Source organism: Halomonas cibimaris (genome assembly GCF_055379665.1).
The window spans coordinates 1,646,822-1,670,283 of record NZ_AP043828.1 but is presented as its reverse complement, the minus strand read 5'-3'; the positions used below and the strand labels follow the sequence as shown (position 1 = coordinate 1,670,283).

Here is a 23,462-nt window from a genome sequence, read left to right as displayed (position 1 = left end):
GTTCGGTCTGTACGCGGCAGGGCGTGCACGCCCCGCTTTCCTATCGGCTCAAGAAGCCGTGCAGCGCTCTATACGCTCGCCGGTGGTGCCGTCCGCCTTGTGCTGGAAGAGAAGACCCTCAGACCCTGCGCCGGCCCCTTTTGTCCACCATTCCAGCTCGTCGCCGACGTAGCGCGCGCCGCTGCCGGACACCGCAATTTGCAGGTCGTAGCGGCGGTTTTCGTATTCAACGCGGGCGGTATCCGCGGTGGGATAGCTTGCGCTAATCGTGGCGCCGCTTTCGCAGCGGTACTGCTGGGCGGATACCGCGGTGGACTCAGGCGCCGGGGCATCGGCGTTATCCTGCGGTGTGCCGGCGCAGGCTGACACAAGCAGGGCACAGGCAAGCGCGACAGAGGCCGGGCGGATGATAGCGGACATGGGAAACTCCAATTCAGGGGTACGTAAAATAGCGCCATAGCGCGGGTGGAAAATATCAGCTCAGCGTTCAGCGTACCATGGCCTGTTGCCACTGCTTTGCGGCCGCTTGCAGCGTTGCCGCCAGCGCCTGGGTCGCCGGGCCTGCGGCATTGCGGTCGGCGTGCACTAAAAAAAGCGTCTCTTGGCGCTGGCCGCCTTCTACCAGCGGAAGTGGCTTGAGACGACCCGCCTCGAGCTCCCGGCGAATATGCTCATACGGCAGCCAGGCAAACCCCAGCCCGTCGGTGGCAAACTGAATTGAGGTGCTCAGCTGGGACACAGTCCAGCGCTGCTCGGCGTCAAGCCAGCCCGCATCCTGGCGCCGCTTGAGCCCTGAGTCCCGCACCACAAACTGGCGATGCGCGCGCAGATCGTGATGGGTCAGCTCGCGTTCAAGCTGATGCAGCGGATGTTCAGGATGTGCAACGGCCAGAAACAGCACGTCAAGCAGCGGCTGGCCCAGAAAACCGGGGGGTGCGCGGTGGGTTATCGCCAGATCGGCCTCTTTATTGAGCAACGCTTCCTGAGTGCCGGACAGCACCGACTCGATAAGCAGCACCCTGGACGCCCGGCTTTCGGGCACAAAGGCGGCCAGCGCCTGGCTTAGCAAAGCGGTGGGAAAGATGGCTTCTACGGCCAGGCGAATTTCGGTTTCCCAGCCTTCAGCCAGGTTGCTCGCCAGATACTCAAGGCTCAAGGCGTCGTCGACCAGAACACGGGCCTGTCGCAGCAGGGCTTCACCCGCCGGCGACAGCGTTGCCTTGCGCCCCTGCATGGTCAGCACCTCCACCGGCAGCTGCTCTTGCATGCCTTTGAGCGCATAGCTGATCGATGACGGACTGCGGCTGAGCGCCTCGGCGGCTCTGGCGTAGCTGCCTTCATCGATCACCGCTTGCAATACGGCCCACTGCTCCAGGCTGATGCGGGGAATTTTCTGCGCCATCTTATCGCTCACCCATTGCTGTATCGGGCCGACTATACCGCCGGGCACGGCAAAAATATACGCAACACATCGAATTATTCGTTCTTTATGCGCAAAATAATGCCATTTTTTAACGCAATAAAAGGGCTATGCTAGGGACATTACATCAACCGACTCAGCGTCAGGGCCTTAATATGACAACTTCATGGTTTCACAAGGTGATTTCAACCCGGGCCGGCATCGCGCCTTTGGCGCTGCGCATTCCGGCCGGCACTATCTTTATGGCCCACGGCGCACAGAAGCTGTTTGGCTGGTTTGGCGGCGGTGGCCTTGCCGGTACCGCCCAGTGGATGGCGTCCATGGGCCTTGAGCCGAGCTACCTGATGGCGCTGCTGGCGGGTGGCACCGAGTTCTTTGGCGGCCTCGCCCTGGTGCTCGGGCTGCTGATCCGCCCGGCCGCGCTGGGGCTGGCCGTCACCATGCTGATAGCCATTTTCAGCGTTCACATCGCCAACGGCCTGTTTATGAGCAACAACGGCTATGAGTTCGCTCTTTCCCTGCTGGCCATCGTCGTCTCGCTGGCCGGCAGCGGAGCGGGTCGCGTCTCGCTTGATCACTATCTGGCTTGCAAGACGCGGTAAGCCTCATCACCCACCAGGAGAGCATCTATGGCTTGGCTGACCGAGGCAATCAAGCAGTGGTTTTCTACATCAAACAACGGGAATACTTCCCAGGAGGCAGCAACAATGACCAAGGTACTCGTGCTTTATCATTCCATGTACGGCCACATCGAAACCATGGCGAATACCGTCGCGGAAGGCGCGCGTCAGGTAGACGGCGTTGAAGTCACGGTCAAGCGCGTTGCCGAAACCATGCCGGCCGACGTCTTTGAGTCAGCCGGCGGCAAGACCGACCAGCAGGCCCCGGTGGCCTCACCGGCAGAGCTTGTCGAGTACGACGCGATCATCTTCGGCACGCCGACACGCTTTGGCAACATGTCCGGTCAGATGCGTACCTTCCTTGACCAGACCGGCGGCCTGTGGGCCAGCGGCGGCCTGGTGGGCAAGGTGGCCAGCGTATTTACCTCCACCGGTACCGGCGGCGGTGAAGAAACCACCATCGCCTCTACCTGGACCACCCTGGCCCACCACGGCATGGTGATTGTGCCCATCGGCTACGCGGCTTCCGAGCTTTTCGATATCTCCCAGGTGGGCGGGGGCACGCCCTACGGCGCCTCGACCATTGCCGGCGGCGACGGCTCGCGCCAGCCCGACGAGCGCGAGCTGGCCATCGCACGCTTCCAGGGCGAGCACGTAGCCAAGGTAGCGGCAAAGCTCAGCCGCTAAGCACGGCCGGCACGTACGGCTGCTACATACAGCCGCTACCCCGGCGGCAAAGGGAGGGCCGCGCCCTCCCTTCCTGGTTTCTGGCCTGCTCTCAGGCGCAGGCAACGGACATACGGAGAAAACACCATGGGTCTTTTGATCAACGGCGAATGGCACGACCAGTGGTACAACACTCAAAAGCACGGCGGCGAGTTTGTGCGCGAATCCGCCCAGCTGCGCGACTGGGTGACCCCCGACGGCACGCCCACGCAGGACGGCCACCCGGGCGTGGCCGCTGAAGCAGGCCGCTTTCACCTGTACGTATCGCTTGCCTGCCCCTGGGCGCACCGGGTGCTGATCATGCGCAAGCTGAAAGGGCTGGAAGAGCAGATCGGCGTCTCCCACGTAAGCCCGGTGATGCGAGAAAACGGCTGGACGTACAACGTCGCGGAAGGCTCCAGCGGCGATCCGATCAACGGCGTGACCTACCATCACCAGCTCTACACCCTGACCAACCCGGAGTACACCGGGCGGGTGACGGTGCCGGCGCTTTGGGACAAGCGCGACGGGCGTATCGTCAACAACGAGTCGGCAGAGCTTGTGCGCATGTTCAACGCCTCGTTTGACGAGCTCACCGGCAACCGGCTGGATTTCTACCCGCAGGACCTGCGCGAGACCATCGATGCGGTCAACGCCGACGTTTACGATCACATCAACAACGGCGTGTACAAGGCCGGCTTCGCCACCGATCAGGGCGTGTATGAAGATCACGTCGTAGCGCTTTTTGAAGCGCTGGATCGCATGGAGGCAAGGCTTGGCCAGCACCGTTATCTTGCCGGCGAGTGGCTGACCGAGGCGGATATCCGCCTGTTTACCACCCTGGTGCGCTTTGACGCCGTCTACCACGGCCACTTCAAGTGCAACCTGCGCCGCATTGAAGACTACCCGAATCTTTCGAACTACCTGCGCGAGCTCTACCAGTGGCCGGGGGTCAAGGAAACGGTCAGCCTTGACCATATCCAGCGCCACTATTACATGAGCCACGACACCATCAATCCCAACGGCATCGTGCCCAAGGGGCCGCTTCTTGACCTTGAGCGCCCCCACGACCGCGAGCGCCTGACAGGCCACGGCGTGCGTGAAAAAGCATGACAGCCCATCGCCAGGCCAGCAGCCAAGAGAGGAGCACCCCATGCTGATCCGCGCCGGCCATGAACGCGGCTACGCCGATCACGGCTGGCTGCGCTCGCGCCATACGTTCTCATTTGCCGACTACTTCGACCCTGCACACATGGGCTTTCGTGCGCTACGGGTGATCAACGAAGACCGCGTGCAGGGCGGCCGTGGGTTTGGCGCCCACGGCCACGAAGAAATGGAAATCATCTCGTATGTGCTTGACGGCGAGATGGCCCACAAAGACAGCATGGGCAACGGCGCGGTGATGCGCCCGGGGGATGTCCAGCGCATGTCAGCGGGCACCGGCGTTTTGCACAGCGAGTTCAATCACTCAAGCGAGCAGGAACTCCACTTTCTGCAGATCTGGATCATGCCGCAGCGCCGCGGCATTGCGCCCAACTACGAGCAGAAAGCCTTTCCGCCCCGGCAGCGGCAGGGCCAGTGGCGGCTGGCGGTCTCCCCGGACGGGCGCGACGACTCTGTTAGCATCAACCAGGACGTCCACCTCTATCTGGGCCGCTTTGCAGCCGGTGAACAGGCCGAGCTGCCCCCGGTGCGCCATGCCTGGCTGCATGTGGCCAGAGGTGAGGCACTCATCAACGGCGAGGTGCTTGCCGCCGGCGATGCGGCGGCCTTTCGTCCCGGCGAGCCGATTGCGGTGGCCGGCCGGCAAGATGCCGAGCTTTTATTGTTTGATCTGGCGTGAATAAACGGAGTCTGCCATGTCCCAACGGCTTGAAAAACAGTTCCATCCCCCGGCTCCCTGGGCACGGGAAATACTCTCCGAGGCGGTGACGGTCAAAGGGCCCGGCACCACGGTGCACCTGTCCGGCATCGGGGCCGAGGGGCCGGGTGAAAAGCTTGAGATCCAGCATCCGGGCGATGTGTACGCCCAAACGAAACTGGCCTATGAAAAAGCCGCGCGTGCTTTGTCCAAGCACGATGCCGGCCTGGCGGATGTGGTGAAAATCACGGCCTACCTGCTCGATCCCGGCGCCGTTCCCGAATATCTGCGCGCACGCAAGGAAGCCTTCGGAGATCTCCCCGCGCCTGCGCATACGCTGCTTATCATTCTGGGGCTGGCGCATCCGGACATGCAGGTTGAAATCGACGTAACGGCGGTGACGGATGCTTGATGCGGCCTTCGCGGCGCGCTTTCATGGAACAGCCAAGGCGCCCCGGTGATCGCCATCGCCGGGGCGCCAGCCAGAGAGTGGACGGCTATTCGCTATCGTTTTGCATGCCCTGCTGGGCCCGCATGTGCTCCATCATCTGCTGCTGCATGCCCTGCATCATATCCATGCGCTGCTGCATCATTTTCTGGCGCTGTTCGGGGTCCATGTTTTGCATGTTCTGCCCCATGCCGCCCATGGACTGATGCATTTGGCGCATCTCTTGCATGTGCTGCTGCATCAGCTGCCGGCGCTGCTGCGGGTCCTGGGTTTTGTGAAGCCGCTGCATTGTGCCGTGCATGCCCTGCATGTGCCGCTGCATGTCCCCCCGGTGCATCATTTTTCCGCCTTGGCCCATGCCTTGGCCCTGGCCCATTCCCTGATGCATTCCCTGGCCGCCCTGGTTCATTCCTTGCCCCATTCCCTGGCCCATCCGCCTGTCAGCGTCCTGCTGACCGGAAGGTGTACCCTGCTGGGCATAGGCCAGAGGCAAGGTCAACAAGGCAGCCGCGACACCGGCGAAGATATACTTTTTCATCACATTCTCCTTGGCATTGACCGACTTATCGTCAGACATATTGAGTATATACAATATATATGTCTATAAGATGAAAATGCTGGTCAAACATTCGACACCTGTCAACCTGACTCCCCGGCTGGCAGGCGTTGTTTTGCCTGGCCGCAGACCGCTGACATCAACGCCTGCTGCGCCCCTGCCCGAGCCCGGGCGCGCTCTTTGACAACGGCAAACAAGCCTAATAGCTTTGCCCCCAGCGATATCTTTGGGTGTGCCAAAAAGGATAAAAAAATGAGAACGACGCTATTAGCCGCTGCCTTTGCGCAGCTGGGGCTGAGCCCTTTTGCCGCCGTTGCGGCCGAAGAGACCGCCGCCGGCGCCGAAGAAGCGGGCAAAATGAACGTAGGTGAGCAGCTGCCGCCAAAGGTGCGAGGGCTGCTGATCGAAGAAATGCAGGGAATTCTTGGCGCCAGCCAAGAGATTCAGGCCGCTATTGTCCAGGGCGATCACGAAACCGTAGCGCAGCAGGCTCAGGCGATTCACGACAGCTTCATCATGAAGCAGGAAATGACCCAAGAAGATGAGCAAGCGCTGCTCGCCGCCGTACCGGATGCATTTCTCAAGCAGGACAAAGCGCTTCATCAGCTCAGCGAGGCGCTGGCCGAAGCCGGCCGCAGCCAGAATACCGCACTTCAGCGCCGGCAGTTTAATGAAATGATCAAAGGCTGCGTGCGCTGCCACCGCGACTACGCATCTGCGCGTTTTCCCAAACTATAAACGCCGTAGCCGCCCGCCGCGTCACCGCTGTGCTGCGTGCAAACGCCGGCTGCCAACCCAGTGGTTGGCAAACTGCCAGGCCACGCGCCCGCTGCGCCCGCCGCGCAGGGTGGCGTAGCGTACGGCTTCGGCCCGGGCAGCGGCGTTCCAGTCCTCCGCGGTGCCAAGCCTTGCCACCCACTGGGCACAGGCCTGCAGGTACATATCCTGATTGAACGAATGCAGCCCCAGCCACAGCCCGAAGCGGTCAGACAGCGAAATACGCTCCTCCACGGCGTCGCCGTGATGCAGCTCATCGCCTACCAGATGCGAATCACGGTTGTCCTCCATGGACTCCGGCAACAGGTGGCGGCGGTTGGACGTGGCATACAGCAGCACGTTTTTCGGCGGGCCGGTGAGCGCGCCGTCGAGCACGCTTTTCAGCGCCTTATAGGCATCGTCATGGCCTTCAAACGACAGGTCATCGCAGTACACCACAAAACGCTGCGGCAGATGGCGCAGCTGCTCCACCAGCGCCGGCAGGCGGCCGAGATCGTGGCGGTCCACCTGAATCATGCGCAACCCTTCAGGCGCCAGACTATTGAGCAGCGCTCGTATCAGCGACGACTTGCCGCTGCCGCGCGCACCCCATACCAGCGCGTGGTTGGCCGGCAAACCCTGTAAAAACGCCCGGGTATTGTCCACAAGCGCCAGCTTCTGGCGCTCGATGCCCAAAAGATCATCCAGCATCACGCCGTCGCGCACCGGCACCGGTACCAGCCGCCCGCCCAGCGGATGGCGCTGCCACAGGGCGGCGACGTGGGTGGCCCAGTCAACCTGTTCCGGCGCCGGCGGCAGCCAGTGCTCCACGCGATCGAGTAGCTGCGTCAGACGACGCGTCAGCTCGGCATCCATCGAATTTCCCCCGTTGTCGACTATGCTAGTTACGCTTGCTGCCTGCTATCCTGCGAGCCTAACGCTCACTCATGGATAAGGAAACGTTTATGCGCTGGTTTCGCCCGCTTGCCGCCGCCACCCTGTGCACCACGCTGCTGGCAGCGCTTGCCGCCTGCACCACCTCGCCCACCGGGCGTTCACAGCTTTTGCTGATGTCCGACGACCAGCTCGATCAGATGGGCGCCCAGGCGTTTGATCAGTACCGGCAGGAACTGCCCGCCGCCGACGGCCAAAGCCAGCGCTACGTGCAGTGCATAGCCCGGGCCATTGTGGCCGAGCTGCCCGCCGAGCAGCGCCGCCAGAACTGGGAGGTGGAAGTGTTCCGCGCCGACGAGCCCAACGCCTTTGCCCTGCCGGGTGGGTACATGGGCGTCAACAGCGGCATGCTCAACGTTGCCCGCAGCCAGGCACAGCTGGCCACGGTGCTGGGCCACGAGGTGGGCCACGTGCTGGCCAACCACGCCAACGAGCGCGCTTCTACCGAAAGCGCTACCCAGCTGGGCCTGTCGGTGCTGTCGAACTCGGCAGGCCTTAACGGCCCGGGCGGCGAACAGCTCATGGGGCTTTTGGGCATGGGCGCGCAGTACGGTATCCTGCTGCCCTTCTCCCGGCGTCACGAAAGCGAAGCCGACACCATCGGCCTGCGCCTGATGGCCAACGCCGGCTTTGACCCGCGGGAAAGCGTGACGCTGTGGCAGAACATGCAGCGCGCCGGGGGCAATGCCCCGCCGGCGTGGATGTCGACCCACCCAAGCCAGGGCCAACGCATCAGCGGGCTTGAAGCGTCCATGCCCCGGGCGCTTGACGCCTACCAAAGCGCCCGCAGCGCCGGGCGCACGCCGGACTGCCCGCGCCCCTGACGCAACGCCCACCCACTTTTAGCCGAGGAACATCATGATACGTCTGGGATTACTGCTGCTGATTTTGCCGCCGCTTTTGATGCTCGGCCTGTATTTCTGGGAGCTTGGCGACGTGCGCGCCTGCCAGCTCGACGGCGGCCACTGGGACTACGCGGCCGGCGTCTGCCGCGACTCGGCCCAGGCGTTCACGCCCTGGGTCGAGCGCGCGCCGCTCATCGTCAACGGCGGCATGCTGGCCTCCGTCGCCGGCCTGATTGTCTGCATGATCGGGCTGGCTCGGCGGCGCCAGGGATAACGCCGCGCTTTAGCCGTCGGCCAGCGTTCGGCGCAGCATGGCGCGTACGGCCTCGGTCTCCGGGCGCACGCTGCGCCACAGGAAAAACGCTTCCGCCGCCTGCTCGACCAGCATCCCCAGCCCGTCAACGGCGTGCGCGCCTCGGGCCTGGGCCCAGCGGAGAAATACCGTCGGTTCGGCGCCGTACATCATGTCGTAAGCCGTAGCGTTTTCGGCAAACAGGCCGTCCGGCAGCGGTGGCATATCGCCTGACAGGCTGGCACTGGAGCCGTTGATCACCACGTCAAACGCGCCGCGGATAGCCTCGAAGCCGCCGCCGCTGATGCGCCCCGCCGCACCAAACGCCTCGGCCAGCGCATCGGCCTTGGCGGCCGTGCGGTTGGCGATGACGATCTCCCGGGGCGCCTCGCCCAGCAGCGGCGCCAGCACCCCGCGCACCGCGCCCCCGGCGCCGATCACCAGCACTCGCTTACCCTTGAGGCCGACGCCGTGGTAGGCCAGATCCCGCGCCAGCCCGATGCCGTCGGTGTTGTCGCCGTAGAGGCGCCCGTTGCCGCCGACGATCAGCGTGTTCACCGCACGCGCCTGGCGCGCGCGGTGGCTCACCGTCTCACTCAGGGCATAGGCCTCGCCCTTGAACGGCACGGTGACGTTGGCGCCGCGCCCGCCGCCGGCCGCAAAGCGCTGCCATGCGCCGGCGAAATCGTCCGCGGGCGCCTCAATGGCGGTATAGGTCAGCGCCTGGCCGGTCTGTTCGGCAAAGGCGGCATGAATCAGCGGCGACTTGGAGTGCGCCACCGGATGGCCGAATACGGCGTAGCGGTCTGTCATGGTCTAGTCCTGATCCAAAGAAGCGTCGGGCGTTTCGGCGAGCCAGTCGCGCGGGGTCAAAAACGCCGCCAGCTCGGCCTCGGCGCTGGCCTGTTCGGGGGCGTAGGCATACTCCCAGCGGGCCAGCGGCGGCATCGACATCAGAATCGACTCGGTGCGCCCGCCGCTTTGCAGGCCAAACAGGGTGCCGCGATCCCACACCAGGTTGAACTCCACGTAGCGCCCCCGGCGGTACAGCTGAAAATCCCGCTCGCGCTGGCCGTAGGGCGTATCCCGGCGGCGTTCAACGATTGGCAGGTAGGCATCCAGAAAGCTGTCGCCCACCGCGCGCAGAAAGGCAAAGCACTCGTCAAAGCCGCCCTGGTTAAGGTCGTCGAAGAACAGCCCGCCCACGCCCCGGGTTTCGTCGCGGTGCTTGAGATAGAAGTAGTCGTCGCACCAGGCCTTGTAGCGCGGGTAGACATCCTCGCCGAAAGGGTCGCAGGCGGCCTTGGCGACGCGGTGCCAGTGGCGCACGTCCTCCAGCACCGGGTAAAACGGCGTCAGGTCAAAGCCGCCGCCGAACCACCACACCGGCGCCTCGCCGGCTTTCTCGGCGATAATAAAGCGCACGTTGCCGTGGCTGGTGGGCACGTGGGGGTTTTGCGGGTGCAGCACCCAGGATACCCCCACGGCATGAAAGCTGCGCCCGGCAAGCTCGGGCCGAGCGGCGGTGGCCGAAGGCGGCAGGGTGTCGCCGTAGACGTGGGAATAGTTGACCCCGCCCTTTTCAAACACCTCGCCGTTTTCCATCACTCGGGAACGGCCGCCACCGCCGGCGTCGCGCTTCCAGCTGTCTTCCTTGAAGGCGGCGGCGCCGTCGGCGCCGGCAATGCCGTCGCACAGGCGCTGCTGCAGGTCGAGAAGATAGCGTTTTACGTCGTCGAGGTGTTCATGCGCCACGGTGGGCTCCAGGGCTAAAACAAAAAAATCGGGTGGCAAACAAGCAGGCGTCAGCGGCGCAGCACGCGACCGCTGGCCAGATCGCGGATCTGGCTGGGGCGCGGGTATTCGCCGAGCTCGCCGGGCACCACTGCCCCCAGCGCCTCGCCGAACAGCGCCCGGGCGTCGGCGGCGCTCATCGCCGGCGGCTCGCCGGCGCGGTTGGCCGAGGTGGACACCAATGGGCCGCCGAAGGCCTCGCACAGCGCCTGCATGCCCGGGTGGTCGGTTACCCGCAGGGCGACGCTTGTGTGATCACCGCGCACCAGCGCCGGGGCGAAGCCGTTGTCCGGCACCAGCCAGGTGACCGGGCCCGGCCAGCTGGCACGCAGCGGCGCATACAGGGCGTAGTCCAGCCCGTCCAGCCAAGGGGCCAGCTGGTCCATGCAAGCGGCCACCACGATCAGCCCTTTGGCCGGGTCCCGGGCTTTCAGGCGCAGCAGCCGGGCAACGGCGGCGTCGCTGTGCGGGTCGCAGCTGATCCCCCACACGGCTTCCGTGGGGCAGGCAATCACCTGGCCGTCGCGCAGGGCGCGAACGGCGTCTGCCAGCGCGGCGCTATCGGGGGAAACGCAGCGGCGCATGGGCTCTCCTTGCATGGGCTCTCCTTGCATGGGCTCTCCTTGCGGCGTCAATCGGGCAGGCGCATCGTATCATAGCTGTGCCCGTCGTCGCGGCTTAGCCACGCACCCAGCCGCCGGGCTGCTGGGCGGCCCGGCCGTCAAGCTCAAGCATCAAAAGGCGCTGCTGGCACTCGCCCACCGTCAGCCCGGTCTGCTCTACCAGCACGTCAACGGGTACGGGCACCGCCGCCAGCGCGGCCAGCAGCGGGTCGGCCGGCGCCTTTGCCGTGTTCGATGCCGGCGGCGATGAGCACGGCTCGGTATCCGCCCGGCAGGCGGCGTAGTGTGTTCCCCAGTGGGCAAGCTCGGCGACGATGTCATCGACCTCGCACGCCAGGCTGGCCCCGCAGCGCAGCAGCGCAAGCGAGCCTCTGGCCTGCACGTTGCTCAGCGAGGCCGGCAGGGCAAACAGCTCGCGGCCCTGCTCCAGCGTCAGCCTGGCGCTGACCAGCGAGCCGCTTTTTTCCGCCGCCTCCACCACCAGCGTACCCAGCGCAAGCCCGGTCACAATGCGGTTGCGCCGGGGGAAAAACGCCGGATGGGCGCGCGTTCCCGGCGGGTGCTCGGCCAACAGCAGCCCGCCGGGCGTGGCGGCCAGCCGCTGGTACAGATCGCGGTGGCGGGCGGGATAGATCACATCAATGCCGGTCGCCAGCACGGCAATGCTGGCACCGCCGGCATCCAGCGCGGCGCGCTGGGCGCAGGCGTCGATGCCCAGCGCCATACCGCTGATAACGCAGAAATCGCGCCGGGCAAGCTCGCCGGCGAAGGTGCGGGCGTTGGCTGCCCCCTCCGCTGTGGGCCGGCGGCTGCCCACCACGGCAAGCCCCGCCCGGCGCAGCGCGGTGAGGTCCCCCTGGGCCCAGAGCACCGCCGGCGGATCGGCAATTTCGCCCAAAAGCGGCGGAAAGTCGGGATGGTCGCGGTGCAAAATCGCCCGCCCGGGCGCTGCACGCTCCCAGTCAAGACTGGCCTCAACGGCGGGGGCCAGCGGACTTTTCGCCGGATGATCAAGCCACAAACGCAGCGCAGCGGCCGCTTGGCGCGGCAGCAGCCCAAGCCAGCCCTCCGGCCACTGCGGCGCCTGAGCCAGCAAACTCGCCAGGCGCTGCGGCCCCAGCCCCGGCAGAAAGAACACGACAAGCCAGTCCCTGGTCGTCATTGACCCGCTCCTTGCGGGCGCTGCCCGCGGGTTGTCAAAGCCGCTCGATCAGCGCGGCGAACGCACGCTATCTCCCACGGACAGCGTGCCGGTAGCGGCCATGACGATGGCATAGCTCACTCGATCATAAGGGCGAAATACAACCAGCGAGCCGGCGACCTCGCCGGGCAGCCGCACTCGCTCGCCTGTGCGCGGGTCCGCCACGCGCTCGCCCTGCTGTGCAATGCGCAGTACGTGCCCCGGCTGCAGGCCGTCTTCGGTGCCCAGATCAATCGCCACCACCTGCAAACGGCCGATAAAACGCACCCCGCCGGGCACGCCGACGATGCGGCCGTTCATGGCCCTGCGCGGCGCACGAGGGGTGATGTCATCCGTCGGCAGCCCAGGATCAAGCGGCAGCACGACATCGCCGCGGCGCACTTCCCGGGCGGCCTGGTGCACGTGCAGCCGGGCGATATCATCGCTGTGGCTTACCAGCACACCCTCGCCGATGCTGCTCAGCTCTTGCCCCAAAGGCTCGCCGGCGGCGCTTTGATAGGTTTCCCCCGGGCGAAAGATGCCCAGCCGCTGGCCCGTTTCACGCCCGGCCAGGCGAGACGATGCGGCGGCGCGAACGAAAACCTGATCTCCCGCCCCGCTGATCAAACGCCGGTCTTCACCGCCGATAACGTAGGCCAGCTCGTCCAGCGGTGCCGAGGCGTTGACCACGCGATGATCGCGCAGAAAGGCATCCAGCACGCGCATGGGCAGCGGCGGCACCACTTGCCGGCGGGGCAGCGTGCGCATTTGCGGCGATAGCTTGACCACGCGCCGGCCGCGCTCCAGGCCCAGACACGGCGCGCCGTCGCAGTCGCGCAGATACAATACATCGCCCGGGTAGATCAGGCCGGGGTTATCAACCTGAGGATTGCGGCGCCAGACCCTGGGCCACTGCCAGGGGGCGGACAAAAAGCGCTCGGCAATATCCCACAGGGTATCGCCGTTTTGTACCGTGTAGCGCGCAGGCGCGTCCTCTTGCCAGCGCACCGTGTCTGCGCTGGCCGCAGCTCCCCAGAGCAGTACTGCCAGCGCGGCCGCCACGCCTTTCGCCGCCCGCCTGCCAAGCCGTCTGTCATGTACTACCATGTCCCTGTTCTCCCTGTAGCGGCGCGCGGCGTCCGCTGTCGGCATGCCCATAAGGGCGTGATATAATCACCGCCAGCAAAGTGCCCGGTCGGCGTTTGCCAAGCAGCGGCGCATCGCCCCGGACGCCTGACAGAATCAGCATAACGGTACACATAACGCTATGGCTAAACTACCTATATTGACCTATCCCGACGATCGGCTGCGCCTCAAGGCCGCGCCGATCGAAACCGTGGACGACGACGTGCGCCGCCTGGTCGACAACATGCTGGAGACCATGTACGACGCTCGCGGCATCGGCCTGGCCGCCACCCAGGTGGACGATCACCGCCGGGTGATCGTCATGGACGTAAGCGAGTCGGGCAACGAGCCTTTGGTGCTCATCAACCCGACCTACGAACCCCTGGGCGACGAGCAGGCGCCGCTGTCTGAAGGCTGCCTGTCGATTCCCGAATACTACGCCGAGGTGCCCCGCCACCTGCGCGTCAAGCTCCAGGCCACCGACCGCGCAGGCGAGCCCTACGAGCTTGAGGCCGACGACCTGCTGGCCCACTGCATTCAGCACGAATGCGATCATCTGGAAGGCGTGCTGTTCGTTGACTACCTGTCACCGCTCAAGCGCGACCGCGTGCTCAAGAAAATGCAAAAACGCCACAAACAGCTGCAGGACGCCTAGGCCGCACCGCACTTGCCAGGGCCGGATCACCTCGCTTGCCGCAGGTTTTCCGGCCTTTCGCCGTCAGGCCGGGCCGACGCCGGGCTGCGCCATTTTTTCTCGCTTCAGGGGCTTTTCCATGTCATCACTGCGCGTTGTTTTTGCCGGCACCCCAGACTTTGCCGCCTCAAGCCTTCGGGCGCTGCAGCAAAGCCGCCACGAGGTCGTCGGCGTGTATACCCAGCCTGACCGCCCCGCCGGCCGCGGTCGCAAACTAACGCCCAGCCCGGTCAAGGCGCTGGCTCTGGAATATGGCCTGCCCGTCTATCAGCCCGCCACGCTCAACGATGCCCAGGCCCAGACCACCCTTGCCGCGTTTGACGCCGACGTCATGGTGGTGGTGGCCTACGGCCTTTTGCTGCCGCGCGCCGTGCTGGATATTCCGCGGCTGGGCTGTGTGAACGTACACGCCTCGCTTTTGCCGCGCTGGCGCGGCGCCGCGCCGATCCAGCGCGCCATTGAAGCCGGAGACGCCGAATCCGGCGTGTCGATCATGCAGATGGACGCCGGGCTGGATACCGGCGACGTGCTCGCGGAAGCGCGCACCCCGATCACCGCGACCACCACCGGCGGCGAGCTGCACACGACCCTGGCCGATCTCGGCGCTGAAACCCTGGCAACCACCCTTGACGCCATGGCGCAAGGCCGCACCTGCGCCACCCCCCAGCCGGAACAGGGCGTTACCTACGCGCACAAGCTTTCCAAGGCCGAAGCCGAGCTGGACTTTAACCGCCCGGCAGCCGAGCTCGCCGCCAAAATACGCGCCTTCAACCCCTGGCCGGTGGCCTGGTGTGCGCTTGACGATGACGACGCTCGCCTGCGGCTTTTAATGGCCAGCGCCGAGGCAGACGCCGCTACGGCCCAGCCCCCGGGCACCCTGCTGGCCCCGGACGCCGATGCGCTGCGCCTGGCCTGCGGCGCGCGCGGCAATCAGGTGCTGCGCGTGACCCGCGCCCAGCTGCCCGGCGGGCGTGCGCTTGCGGTACGCGAACTGCTCAACGCCCAGCCCCCGCGCCTGACCGAAGGCACCCGCCTTGGCCGCCACAGCGAAGCGCCCGGTCAACCACGCTAGCTCAGCACCCCCGCCAGGCCAGCACAAAGGAGCCACCATGACCCCACCACGCGATACGCCCGCCGGCGACACCGGCCTTCAGGTTCGCGCCGCTGCGGCCCGAGCGCTGGCACCCGTTCTCAAAGATCAGGGCTCCCTTGCCGGCCTCAGCGAGTCAAGCGTTGCCCCGCGCGACCGCGCGCTGCTCAAGGAGCTGTGCTTTGGCAGCTGCCGCTATTTGCCGCGCCTGGAAGCCCTTGCCGCCGAGCTTTTGCGCCAGCCGCTGAAAAAGCGCGATCAGGACGTTCAGGCACTTTTGCTGCTGGGTATTTATCAGCTTTTGTACATGCGCATCCCCGCCCACGCCGCCGTGGGCGAAACCGCCGGCGCGGCAAGGCTTCTGGGCAAGGCCTGGGCCACCCGGGTGCTCAACGGCTGTTTGCGCCGCCTGCAGCGCGAATCCGCCGCGCTTCAGACCCGGGTTGACCGCGCTGCGAACGTAGCACTGGCGCATCCGCAGTGGCTGCTGGAAGCGTTTTCCCGGGCCTGGCCTGAACAGTGGCGCGCGCTGGCCGAGGCCAACAACCGGCCGGGCCCGATGACGCTGCGCATCAACGCCCGCCACGGCCACCGCGAAGCCTACCAGGCCAAGCTTGCCGATCTGGGCATGACCGCACGGCCCTGCGCCCACGCCCCGGACGGCCTCACGCTGGACACCCCCTGCGAGGTCACCGCCCTGCCCGGCTTCGCCGCAGGCCAGGCAAGCGTACAGGACGAAGCCGCCCAGCTCAGCGCGGTACTGCTGGGCCCGGCGCTGGCGCCGCGCCCGGGCGCTCGGGTGCTGGACGCCTGCAGCGCCCCCGGCGGCAAGACCGCGCATCTGCTTGAGCAGTTCGACATCACCCTGACTGCGCTTGACAGCGACGCCGAGCGCCTCGGGCGCGTGGAACAAACCCTGGATCGGCTGGGCCTTCACGCCGAGCTGCACCACGCCGATGCCGGCCAGCGCGGCGACTGGAGCCGTGCCGAATTCGACGCCATTTTGCTCGACGCGCCCTGCACAGGCACCGGCGTGATACGCCGCCACCCGGACATCAAGCGCCTGCGCCGGCCGTCGGACATCGCCAAGCTGGCCCGGCTGCAGGCCCGCCTGCTGGACAACCTCTGGCCGCTGCTGGTGCCCGGCGGCACGCTGCTCTACGCCACCTGCTCGGTGCTGCCGGAAGAAAACGCCGAGCAGATTGAGGCGTTTGTCCAGCGCACGCCCAGCGCCCGGATCACCACGCCCGACGACGTTACTTGGGGCCAGCCAAGCGGGCCGGGCCGGCAGCTTTTGCCCCAGCCTGACGGCCACGACGGCTTTTTCTACGCGCGGCTGGAAAAAACGCGACAGGCAGATGAAAACGCCCCGCGGGCCGCGACGGAGTCGGACTAGCCTTATGAAGATCATCATTCTCGGCGCCGGCCAGGTGGGCGGTACCCTGGCCGAGCATCTGGCCCGCGAAGAAAACGACATCACCGTGGTGGATACCAACGCCGACAAGCTGCGTGAGCTGCACACCCGGCTGGATATCCGCACCGTGGTCGGGGCCGGCTCCTACCCTACCACCCTGCGCGAGGCCGGCGGCGAAGACGCCGATATGCTGATTGCGGTGACCAACACCGACGAGATCAACATGATTGCCTGTCAGGTAGCGCACACGCTGTTTCGCACCCCGACCAAAATCGCCCGGGTGCGCACCACCGCTTATCTGACGCGCAAGGGGCTTTTTGCCCACGAAGCGATTCCCATTGACGTGCTGATCAGCCCCGAGCAGGTGGTCACCGACCACGTGCGCCGGCTGATCGAACACCCCGGCGCGCTGCAGGTGCTGGAGTTTGCCGGCGGGCTTTTGCAGCTGGTGGCGGTCAAGGCGTTTTACGGCGGCCCGCTGGTGGGCCAGAACCTGGGCTTTCTGCGCCGCCACATGCCCAACGTCGATACCCGCGTTGCCGCCATCTACCGGCGCAACCGGCCCATTATCCCCCGAGGCGACACCGTCATCGAAGCCGACGACGAGGTCTTCTTTCTCGCCGCCCGGCGCGATATCCGCGCGGTGATGAGCGAGCTGCGCCGCCTCGACCGCACCTTTCGCCGGGTGGTCATTGCCGGCGGCGGCAACATCGGCGAGCGCCTGGCCGAACACCTGGAGCACAACCACCAGGTCAAGATCATCGAACACAGCCTCAAGCGCTGCACCCAGCTTTCCGAGCGGCTCGACCGCACCGTGGTGCTCCACGGCGGGGCCACCAGCAAGCGCCTGCTGGAAGAGGAAAACATCGAAGACTGCGATATCTTCTGCGCGCTGACCAACGACGACGAAGTCAACATCATGTCGTCGCTTCTGGCCAAGCGCCTGGGGGCCAAGAAAGTGCTCACCCTGATCAACAACGCCGCCTACGTTGATCTGGTGCAGGGCGGCGAGATCGACATCGCCATTTCTCCCCAGCAGGCCACCATCGGCAGTTTGCTCACCCACGTGCGCCGGGGCGATATCGTCAACGTCCACTCCCTGCGCCGGGGCGCGGCCGAGGCCATCGAGGCCATCGCCCACGGCGATGCCAACTCCTCCCGGGTGGTGGGCAGCAGCATCGGCGAGATCGACCTGCCCGAAGGCACCACCATCGGCGCGGTGGTGCGCGGGCGCAAAGTGCTCATTGCCCGGCGCGACGTGGTGATAGAATCCGGCGATCACGTCATTTTGTTTGTCATCGACAAGCGCCGCATCCGCGACGTCGAGCGGCTGTTCCAGGTCGGGCTGAGCTTTTTCTAACGTGCTGCCCGCTCGCCGCCCTTTGCCCCTTCACCGTCACAAGGAGCTACGCCGACCATGAGCCTGCGGGTGATTTTGCGTATTCTGGGGCTTTTGCTGATGCTTTTCAGCCTCACCATGCTGCCGCCGATACTGGTGTCGCTGTGGTTTCGCGACGGCGTGTGGGATGCTTTCAGCTTAGGGGTGGGCATCACCGCCGCCACCGGCCTTGTCCTCTACCTGCCCAACCGCGACGAGCGCAAGGAGCTGCGCATTCGCGACGGTTTTTTAATCGCGGCGATGTTCTGGACGGTGCTGGCGCTGTTCGGCTCTTTGCCGCTGATGCTGTTCGGCGAAGGCGCGCTGACGCTGACCGACGCGGTGTTCGAATCGTTTTCCGGGCTGACCACCACCGGGGCCACGGTGGTCACCGGCATTGATTTTCTCCCCGAATCCATCCGCTACTATCGCCAGCAGCTGCAGTGGCTGGGCGGCATGGGAATCGTGGTGCTGGCGGTGGCCATTCTGCCCACCCTGGGGGTCGGCGGCATGGCGCTTTATCGCACCGAGATTCCCGGCCCGCTGAAAGACTCCAAGCTCACCCCGCGCATCACCGAAACCGCCAAGGCGCTGTGGTACATCTACGTCACCCTGACCGTTGCCTGCATGCTGGCCTACATGGCCGCGGGCATGGACTGGTTTGATGCGCTGGGCCACAGCTTTTCCACCGTGGCCATCGGCGGGTTTTCCACCCACGACGCCAGCATCGGCTTTTTCGACAGCGCCGCTGTGGAGCTGATCTGCGTGGGCTTTATGCTGATCTCGGCGTTCAGCTTCAGCCTGCACTTCATCGCCTGGCGGGAAAAGCGCCTGCTGCACTACTTTGTCGACCCTGAAGCGCGGTTTTTGATGCTGTTTCTGGCCGGGCTGGCCACCGTCGCCTTTGTCACTCTGTGGCTGACCCATACCTATCAAAGCCCGCTGGGGCTGCGCCATGCGCTGTTTGAGGTGGTTTCCGTGGCCACCACTACCGGCTTTGGCGTCGCCGATTTTTCGACCTGGCCGGGCGCGCTGCCGTTTTTGCTCTTTGTCGCCGCCTTTGTCGGCGGCTGCTCGGGCTCCACCGCCGGGGGGATGAAGGTCATCCGCATCATCTTGATTTTAAAGCAGGGCATGCGCGAAATCATGCGGCTGATCCACCCCAACGCGGTCATCGCCGTCAAGGTGGGCAAGGTCAGCGTGCCCGACAGCGTGGCCCAGGCCGTGTGGGGCTTTTTTTCGGTCTATGTGATGCTGTTTTTTCTGATGATGGTGGGCGTTATGGCCACCGGCGTCGATCAGGTCACCGCCTGGTCGACGGTGGGCTCGGCGCTTAACAACCTGGGCCCGGCGCTGGGCGAGGCCAGCACCCACTACGGCAACCTGCCGGATTTTGCCAAGTGGGTGCTGGTTCTTGCCATGCTGCTGGGCCGTCTGGAAATTTTTACCGTCCTTGTTCTATTTACCCCGGCTTTCTGGCGCCGCTAGCGGCGCCTTCCATTTGTCGACGATTGAGACGCTTGCATGAGTGAACAACCGGTTGTGTCACCCGCCTGCGAGGCGCTGCCCGCCACCAGCGGGCCGTTAACGACGATCACCGTGGGCGACACGCGCTACACGCTGCTGGGCACCGCCCACGTCTCCCGGGAAAGCGCCGACGACGTGGCCGCCCTGCTGGCCACCGATACGTTTGACGCCGTAGCCGTCGAGCTGTGCGACGCCCGTCACCACAGCATGACCCAGCCTGACGCCATGGGCGAGCAGGATCTGTTTCAGGTATTTCAGCAGGGCAAGGCCGGCATGGTGGCCGCCACCCTGGCGCTGGGCGCGTTTCAGCAGCGCATTGCCGATCAGTCCGGCATCCAGCCCGGCGCGGAAATGCGCGCCGCGGTGGAGCAGGCCGAAAAGCGTGCGCTGCCGCTTTTGCTCATCGACCGCGACGTGGGCACCACGCTCAAGCGGGTCTATCACAACGTGCCCTGGTGGCAGCGCTTCGGTTTGCTCTCCGGGCTTTTGGGCAGCGTGATGTCGCGCCAGAAGATTTCCGGCGAAGACATCGAAAAGCTCAAGGAAAGCGACGTTTTGGAGGCCACCTTCAGCGAGTTTGCCGCCGAGTCCGAAACGCTGTACACCCCGCTGATCCGCGAGCGCGACCGCTACATGGCCCTGCGCCTGGCCGAAACCGCCCCGCCCGGGCGCTATAAAAACGTGCTGGCGGTGCTTGGCGCCGGCCACCTGCAGGGCACCGGCGAGCATCTGGAAGGCCCGCTGCCGGACACCCCGGCCGCCGAGCGCGAAACCCTGGAAGCCACGCCGCCGCCGTCCAAAATCTGGAAAGCGCTGCCCTGGCTGATCTCCGCGCTGGTCATTGCCGGCTTTGCGCTGGGCTTTTCGCGCAACGCCGAGCTTGGCTGGCAGCTGGTCGGCGAGTGGTTTTTGATCAACGGCGTACTCTCCGCCGGCGCCACCGTTGCCGCCCTTGCCCACCCTGTGACGATCATCGCCACCTTCTTTGCCGCCCCGCTGACCTCGCTCAACCCCACCATCGGCGCGGGCTTTGTCGCCGCCGGGGTTGAGCTTTACATGCGCCGGCCCAAGGTGCGCGATTTTGCCACCCTGCGCCATGACGTCACTCGGCTGAAAGGCTGGTGGAAAAACCGCGTCTCGCGCACGCTGCTGGTGTTTTTATTCGCCACCCTGGGCTCCGCCGCCGGCACCTGGATCGCCGGTTTCCGCATCGCCGAGGCGCTGTTCGGCTAGGGTTGACGGCCGGCACTACTCCGCCGCATCGGCGCTCCGGGCATGGCGCACGCTGCGGCGCTTCCACCAGCCGGCAAGCACCGAGCCCGACACGTTGTGCCAGATGGAGAAAATCGCCCCCGGCAGCGCCGCTCCCGGCGTAAAGAACTGGCTGGCCAGGCTCACCGCCAGGCCCGAGTTTTGCAACCCAACCTCGAAGGCGATGGTGCGCGCGGTGCGTTCGTCAAAGTGCGCCGCTTTGGCCATGCCGTAACCGCCGGCCAGCCCCACGCCGTTGTGCAGCACCACGGCCAGCGCCACCATGGGCCCAAGCGTCAGCAGGCGGTCGGCGTTCAGCGCCACCACGATGGCGATGATCAGCACAATGGACAGCATCGCCAGCGTCGCAAGACCGGGTTCCACCGGCTTGATTCGCTCGCCCAGAAAATGATGCACGACTACCCCGACGGCCACCGGCACCACCACCAGCTGGGCAATGCTGGCGAGCATGCCCAGGGTCGGCACGTCCACGCTCTGCCCCACCAGCAGCAGCGTCAGCAGCGGCGTGGCGACGACCGACACCAGCGTCGACACCATGGTCATCGATACCGACAGCGCTACGTGCCCGCCGGCCAGCCAGGTCATGACGTTGGACGAGGTGCCGCCGGCCGTCGCGCCCACCAGCACCATGCCCAGCATCAGCTCCGGAGACAGCGAAAGCGCCATCGAGATCAACAGCGCGGCCAACGGCATGATCAGAAACTGCAGCGCTACGCCCACCAGAATCGGCGCCGGGGATTTTACCACCCGGGCAAAGTCGCGCCCGGACAGCGTCAGCCCCATGGAGAACATGATCACCGTCAGCAGCAGCTGTATCTGATCGGCCAGCCCGGTAAACCAGCCCGGCACCACGGCTGCCACAGCGGCCAAAAGCACGGCCCATACGGGAAAAAGCCGGTTAAAGCGCTCAAAATACTGCATTTTCGCTGTCATCCTCTGCTTGATATTGCCTCGCCAGCAGCCGCTGCATGGCGGGGCTGGGCGCCTCGATTTTACGATGGCCGCGGCTGGCGGCGTAGCTTTGGTTGAACGCCTCGAAGTAGTCGTCGAGTGTGTCAGCCGCGTCGATATCGCCGTTCTGGCGCAAAAGCTCGGCGGCGACTTCGGCGGTGCTTAAATGCTCCGTTGATGCCGACTTGCGCAGCCGGTAGCGGCTGTGCCGCGCGGTGCGCAGCGGCAGCACCGGCAAGGCGTCCAGATAGGGACTTTTACGAAAGATCCGCCGGGCCTGGCGCCAGGTGCCGTCAAGCAGGATATACACCGGCACGCGGCCGTCTTCAAGTGCCCGGGCCACCGCCTCGTTGCCCACCACCCGGCCGTGGTCGTAGTCCGGCTGGTCGTCGGGAAACACCACAAAGGGCGCGTAGCGCTCGTCTTGCAAAAGCGCCAACAGCTCGGCGTCGGGCTCGGTGCGGTGCCAGGTAAACACCCGGGTCTCGCCTAACACGTCGCCGATCAGCCGGCCGGTGTTGGTGGGCTTGTAGTGCTCCATGCGGTGGGTAATCAGCCACACCCGTGCGCGGCTTTGGGCGCTCACCCGGTAGGGGCACAGGCAGTTGAGCGCGGGCAGGTTGCAGCCCTCACAGCGCACCACAAAGCTCCCCCGCGCCTTGAACTCCCGCCGGGGCGGGTTCTCTTCCCACGTCGCATCGGCGTCTGACATGGCGTTCTCCAGGCGATTAAAGCGCCGCAGTATAAAGCAGATGCCGACCTTCGGCCTCTCCTTGCCAAGTAAACCAGCGAATCATTTCAGGTTGACAAAAAAGCCGACACATCGCTAAAGTTCCGTCAACTTTAAATACGCACAAGGTTTACTCATGCCCGCCGCCGCCTCCCAGCGCCACGACTGGTCGATTGACGAGATCAACGCGCTGTTCGCCCTGCCGTTCAACGACCTGCTGCTGCGCGCCCAGCAGACCCACCGCGCCCACTTCGAGCCCAACGCGGTGCAGGTCTCCACGCTGCTCTCGATCAAGACCGGGGCCTGCCCCGAGGATTGCAAGTACTGCCCCCAGTCCGGCCACTACAACACCGAGCTGGAAAAGGAAAAGCTGATGGAGGTGGAGAAGGTCGTCAGCCAGGCCCGGGAAGCCCGTGACGCCGGGGCCAGCCGATTCTGCATGGGGGCGGCGTGGAAAAGCCCGCGCGAGCGCGATATGCCGGCGGTGGAAGAAATGGTCCGCCAGGTGAAGGCGCTGGGGCTTGAGACCTGCATGACGCTGGGCAGCGTAAGCGATGAGCAGGCCGGGCGGCTCGCCGAGGCGGGGCTCGACTACTACAACCACAACCTCGACACCTCGCCGGAATACTACGGCGAGATCATCACCACCCGCACCTTCGGCGAGCGGTTGGAAACCCTCGACCACGTGCGCAGCGCCGGGATGAAGGTCTGCACCGGCGGGATTCTGGGCATGGGCGAAAGCGAGCGCGACAGAAGCGCCCTGCTCCAGCAGCTGGCAAGCCTCAACCCGCACCCGGAATCCGTGCCCATCAACATGCTGGTCAAGGTGCCGGGCACGCCGCTGGAAAACGTCGACGACCTCGACCCGTTAGCGTTCATCCGTGCCATCGCCGTCGCCCGCATCATGATGCCCCAAAGCCACGTGCGCCTTTCCGCCGGTCGCGAAAACATGAGCGAATCCACCCAGGCGCTGGCGTTTATGGCCGGAGCCAACTCGATCTTTTACGGCGACAAGCTGCTGACCACCGACAACCCCGAGGCCAGCCGCGACCGCAGGCTGTTCCAAAAGCTCGGCCTGCACCCGGAAACCCGCGACGCCGACTGCCGCAGCGGAAGCGACGACGAGGCCGCCCGTCTGGCCCGGCAGCTGCATCTGGCCCGTGCCAACGCGCTGGCGGTGGACGCCAGTGCCTGAGCCCGTCGCAGAACGCCCCGCTCGCGCCCCGC

26 protein-coding genes are annotated in these 23,462 nt (G+C 65.4%); 15 read left to right on the top strand and 11 right to left on the bottom strand.

Going from position 1 to position 23,462, the window contains the following annotated elements:
* Positions 1-48 precede the first annotated feature (48 nt).
* Positions 49-420, bottom strand: coding sequence for an MliC family protein (locus ACZ415_RS07775; RefSeq protein ID WP_344705004.1), 372 nt, complete (start codon positions 418-420; stop codon positions 49-51).
* Positions 421-487: 67 nt separating this feature from the next.
* Positions 488-1,402, bottom strand: a complete 915-nt coding sequence (locus tag ACZ415_RS07770; RefSeq protein ID WP_344705005.1) for a LysR family transcriptional regulator — start codon at positions 1,400-1,402, stop codon at positions 488-490.
* 173 nt (positions 1,403-1,575) lie between these two features.
* Here ACZ415_RS07770 and ACZ415_RS07765 point away from each other — a divergent pair, with 173 nt between their 5' ends.
* From ACZ415_RS07765 to ACZ415_RS07745, 5 genes are all read left to right on the top strand, one after another.
* The gene (locus tag ACZ415_RS07765) at positions 1,576-2,022 is read left to right on the top strand and encodes a DoxX family protein (protein ID WP_344705006.1); all 447 of its coding nucleotides are present in this window, start codon (positions 1,576-1,578) and stop codon (positions 2,020-2,022) included.
* Positions 2,023-2,127: 105 nt separating this feature from the next.
* Entirely contained in the window at positions 2,128-2,727 is a 600-nt protein-coding gene (gene wrbA / locus ACZ415_RS07760) for an NAD(P)H:quinone oxidoreductase (RefSeq protein ID WP_344705007.1), read from the top strand.
* Positions 2,728-2,853: 126 nt separating this feature from the next.
* Positions 2,854-3,858, top strand: coding sequence for a glutathione S-transferase family protein (locus tag ACZ415_RS07755; RefSeq protein WP_344705008.1), 1,005 nt, complete (start codon positions 2,854-2,856; stop codon positions 3,856-3,858).
* A gap of 40 nt (positions 3,859-3,898) precedes the next feature.
* The gene (locus ACZ415_RS07750; protein ID WP_344705009.1) at positions 3,899-4,588 is read left to right on the top strand and encodes a pirin family protein; all 690 of its coding nucleotides are present in this window, start codon (positions 3,899-3,901) and stop codon (positions 4,586-4,588) included.
* 16 nt (positions 4,589-4,604) lie between these two features.
* Entirely contained in the window at positions 4,605-5,018 is a 414-nt protein-coding gene (locus ACZ415_RS07745; RefSeq protein ID WP_344705010.1) for a Rid family hydrolase, read from the top strand.
* Between the two features lie 85 nt (positions 5,019-5,103).
* On the opposite strand, the gene ACZ415_RS07740 is transcribed toward ACZ415_RS07745, so the two are convergent.
* Positions 5,104-5,592: a hypothetical protein gene (locus tag ACZ415_RS07740; protein WP_344705011.1), complete on the bottom strand. Its 489-nt coding sequence runs from the start codon at positions 5,590-5,592 to the stop codon at positions 5,104-5,106.
* Between the two features lie 270 nt (positions 5,593-5,862).
* Between ACZ415_RS07740 and ACZ415_RS07735 the strand changes: the two genes are divergently transcribed.
* The gene (locus ACZ415_RS07735) at positions 5,863-6,348 is read left to right on the top strand and encodes a cytochrome c (RefSeq protein ID WP_344705012.1); all 486 of its coding nucleotides are present in this window, start codon (positions 5,863-5,865) and stop codon (positions 6,346-6,348) included.
* Positions 6,349-6,369: 21 nt separating this feature from the next.
* Here ACZ415_RS07735 and ACZ415_RS07730 read toward each other — a convergent pair whose 3' ends face one another.
* Positions 6,370-7,242 carry an ATP-binding protein gene (locus tag ACZ415_RS07730; protein ID WP_344705013.1) on the bottom strand — a complete coding sequence of 291 codons (873 nt, stop codon included), beginning with the start codon at positions 7,240-7,242 and terminating at the stop codon, positions 6,370-6,372.
* Positions 7,243-7,331: 89 nt separating this feature from the next.
* Between ACZ415_RS07730 and ACZ415_RS07725 the strand changes: the two genes are divergently transcribed.
* Together ACZ415_RS07725 and ACZ415_RS07720 are read left to right on the top strand one after the other, a co-directional pair.
* The gene (locus ACZ415_RS07725) at positions 7,332-8,144 is read left to right on the top strand and encodes a M48 family metallopeptidase (RefSeq protein WP_344705014.1); all 813 of its coding nucleotides are present in this window, start codon (positions 7,332-7,334) and stop codon (positions 8,142-8,144) included.
* Between the two features lie 34 nt (positions 8,145-8,178).
* Positions 8,179-8,439, top strand: coding sequence for a hypothetical protein (locus tag ACZ415_RS07720; RefSeq protein ID WP_344705015.1), 261 nt, complete (start codon positions 8,179-8,181; stop codon positions 8,437-8,439).
* Between the two features lie 9 nt (positions 8,440-8,448).
* On the opposite strand, the gene aroE is transcribed toward ACZ415_RS07720, so the two are convergent.
* The 5 genes from aroE to ACZ415_RS07695 all read right to left on the bottom strand — a co-directional run bounded on the left by aroE (position 8,449) and on the right by ACZ415_RS07695 (position 13,161).
* Positions 8,449-9,270 (bottom strand): shikimate dehydrogenase, encoded by an 822-nt coding sequence (gene aroE / locus ACZ415_RS07715; protein WP_344705016.1) that lies wholly within the window; start codon positions 9,268-9,270, stop codon positions 8,449-8,451.
* A gap of 3 nt (positions 9,271-9,273) precedes the next feature.
* Positions 9,274-10,212: an oxygen-dependent coproporphyrinogen oxidase gene (gene hemF / locus ACZ415_RS07710; RefSeq protein ID WP_344705017.1), complete on the bottom strand. Its 939-nt coding sequence runs from the start codon at positions 10,210-10,212 to the stop codon at positions 9,274-9,276.
* Positions 10,213-10,262: 50 nt separating this feature from the next.
* Positions 10,263-10,835: an L-threonylcarbamoyladenylate synthase type 1 TsaC gene (gene tsaC / locus ACZ415_RS07705; protein WP_344705158.1), complete on the bottom strand. Its 573-nt coding sequence runs from the start codon at positions 10,833-10,835 to the stop codon at positions 10,263-10,265.
* Between the two features lie 94 nt (positions 10,836-10,929).
* Entirely contained in the window at positions 10,930-12,036 is a 1,107-nt protein-coding gene (gene dprA, locus ACZ415_RS07700; protein ID WP_344705018.1) for a DNA-processing protein DprA, read from the bottom strand.
* 48 nt (positions 12,037-12,084) lie between these two features.
* The gene (locus ACZ415_RS07695) at positions 12,085-13,161 is read right to left on the bottom strand and encodes a LysM peptidoglycan-binding domain-containing protein (RefSeq protein ID WP_344705019.1); all 1,077 of its coding nucleotides are present in this window, start codon (positions 13,159-13,161) and stop codon (positions 12,085-12,087) included.
* A 160-nt stretch (positions 13,162-13,321) separates the two neighbouring features.
* On the opposite strand from ACZ415_RS07695, the gene def reads away from it, so the two are divergent.
* From def to ACZ415_RS07665, 6 genes are all read left to right on the top strand, one after another.
* Positions 13,322-13,834, top strand: a complete 513-nt coding sequence (def, locus tag ACZ415_RS07690) for a peptide deformylase (RefSeq protein WP_344705020.1) — start codon at positions 13,322-13,324, stop codon at positions 13,832-13,834.
* A 118-nt stretch (positions 13,835-13,952) separates the two neighbouring features.
* The gene (fmt, locus tag ACZ415_RS07685) at positions 13,953-14,945 is read left to right on the top strand and encodes a methionyl-tRNA formyltransferase (protein WP_344705021.1); all 993 of its coding nucleotides are present in this window, start codon (positions 13,953-13,955) and stop codon (positions 14,943-14,945) included.
* A 37-nt stretch (positions 14,946-14,982) separates the two neighbouring features.
* Positions 14,983-16,359, top strand: coding sequence for a 16S rRNA (cytosine(967)-C(5))-methyltransferase RsmB (gene rsmB / locus ACZ415_RS07680; protein WP_344705022.1), 1,377 nt, complete (start codon positions 14,983-14,985; stop codon positions 16,357-16,359).
* A gap of 4 nt (positions 16,360-16,363) precedes the next feature.
* Complete coding sequence (gene trkA, locus ACZ415_RS07675) at positions 16,364-17,737, top strand: Trk system potassium transporter TrkA (RefSeq protein WP_344705023.1); 1,374 nt, start codon at positions 16,364-16,366, stop codon at positions 17,735-17,737.
* A gap of 57 nt (positions 17,738-17,794) precedes the next feature.
* Positions 17,795-19,243, top strand: coding sequence for a TrkH family potassium uptake protein (locus ACZ415_RS07670; RefSeq protein ID WP_344705024.1), 1,449 nt, complete (start codon positions 17,795-17,797; stop codon positions 19,241-19,243).
* Positions 19,244-19,279: 36 nt separating this feature from the next.
* Positions 19,280-20,515, top strand: a complete 1,236-nt coding sequence (locus tag ACZ415_RS07665) for a TraB/GumN family protein (protein WP_344705025.1) — start codon at positions 19,280-19,282, stop codon at positions 20,513-20,515.
* Positions 20,516-20,530: 15 nt separating this feature from the next.
* Here the strand turns inward: ACZ415_RS07665 and ACZ415_RS07660 are convergent, their stop codons facing one another.
* Together ACZ415_RS07660 and ACZ415_RS07655 are read right to left on the bottom strand one after the other, a co-directional pair.
* Entirely contained in the window at positions 20,531-21,475 is a 945-nt protein-coding gene (locus ACZ415_RS07660; RefSeq protein WP_344705026.1) for a bile acid:sodium symporter family protein, read from the bottom strand.
* The gene (locus ACZ415_RS07655) at positions 21,462-22,217 is read right to left on the bottom strand and encodes a tRNA-uridine aminocarboxypropyltransferase (RefSeq protein WP_344705027.1); all 756 of its coding nucleotides are present in this window, start codon (positions 22,215-22,217) and stop codon (positions 21,462-21,464) included. The genes ACZ415_RS07660 and ACZ415_RS07655 overlap by 14 nt, the downstream gene beginning before the upstream one ends.
* A 154-nt stretch (positions 22,218-22,371) precedes the next feature.
* Here ACZ415_RS07655 and bioB point away from each other — a divergent pair, with 154 nt between their 5' ends.
* On the top strand, positions 22,372-23,430 hold the full coding sequence (gene bioB, locus ACZ415_RS07650; RefSeq protein ID WP_344705028.1) for a biotin synthase BioB: 1,059 nt from the start codon (positions 22,372-22,374) through the stop codon (positions 23,428-23,430).
* The last annotated feature ends 32 nt before the right edge of the window (positions 23,431-23,462 follow it).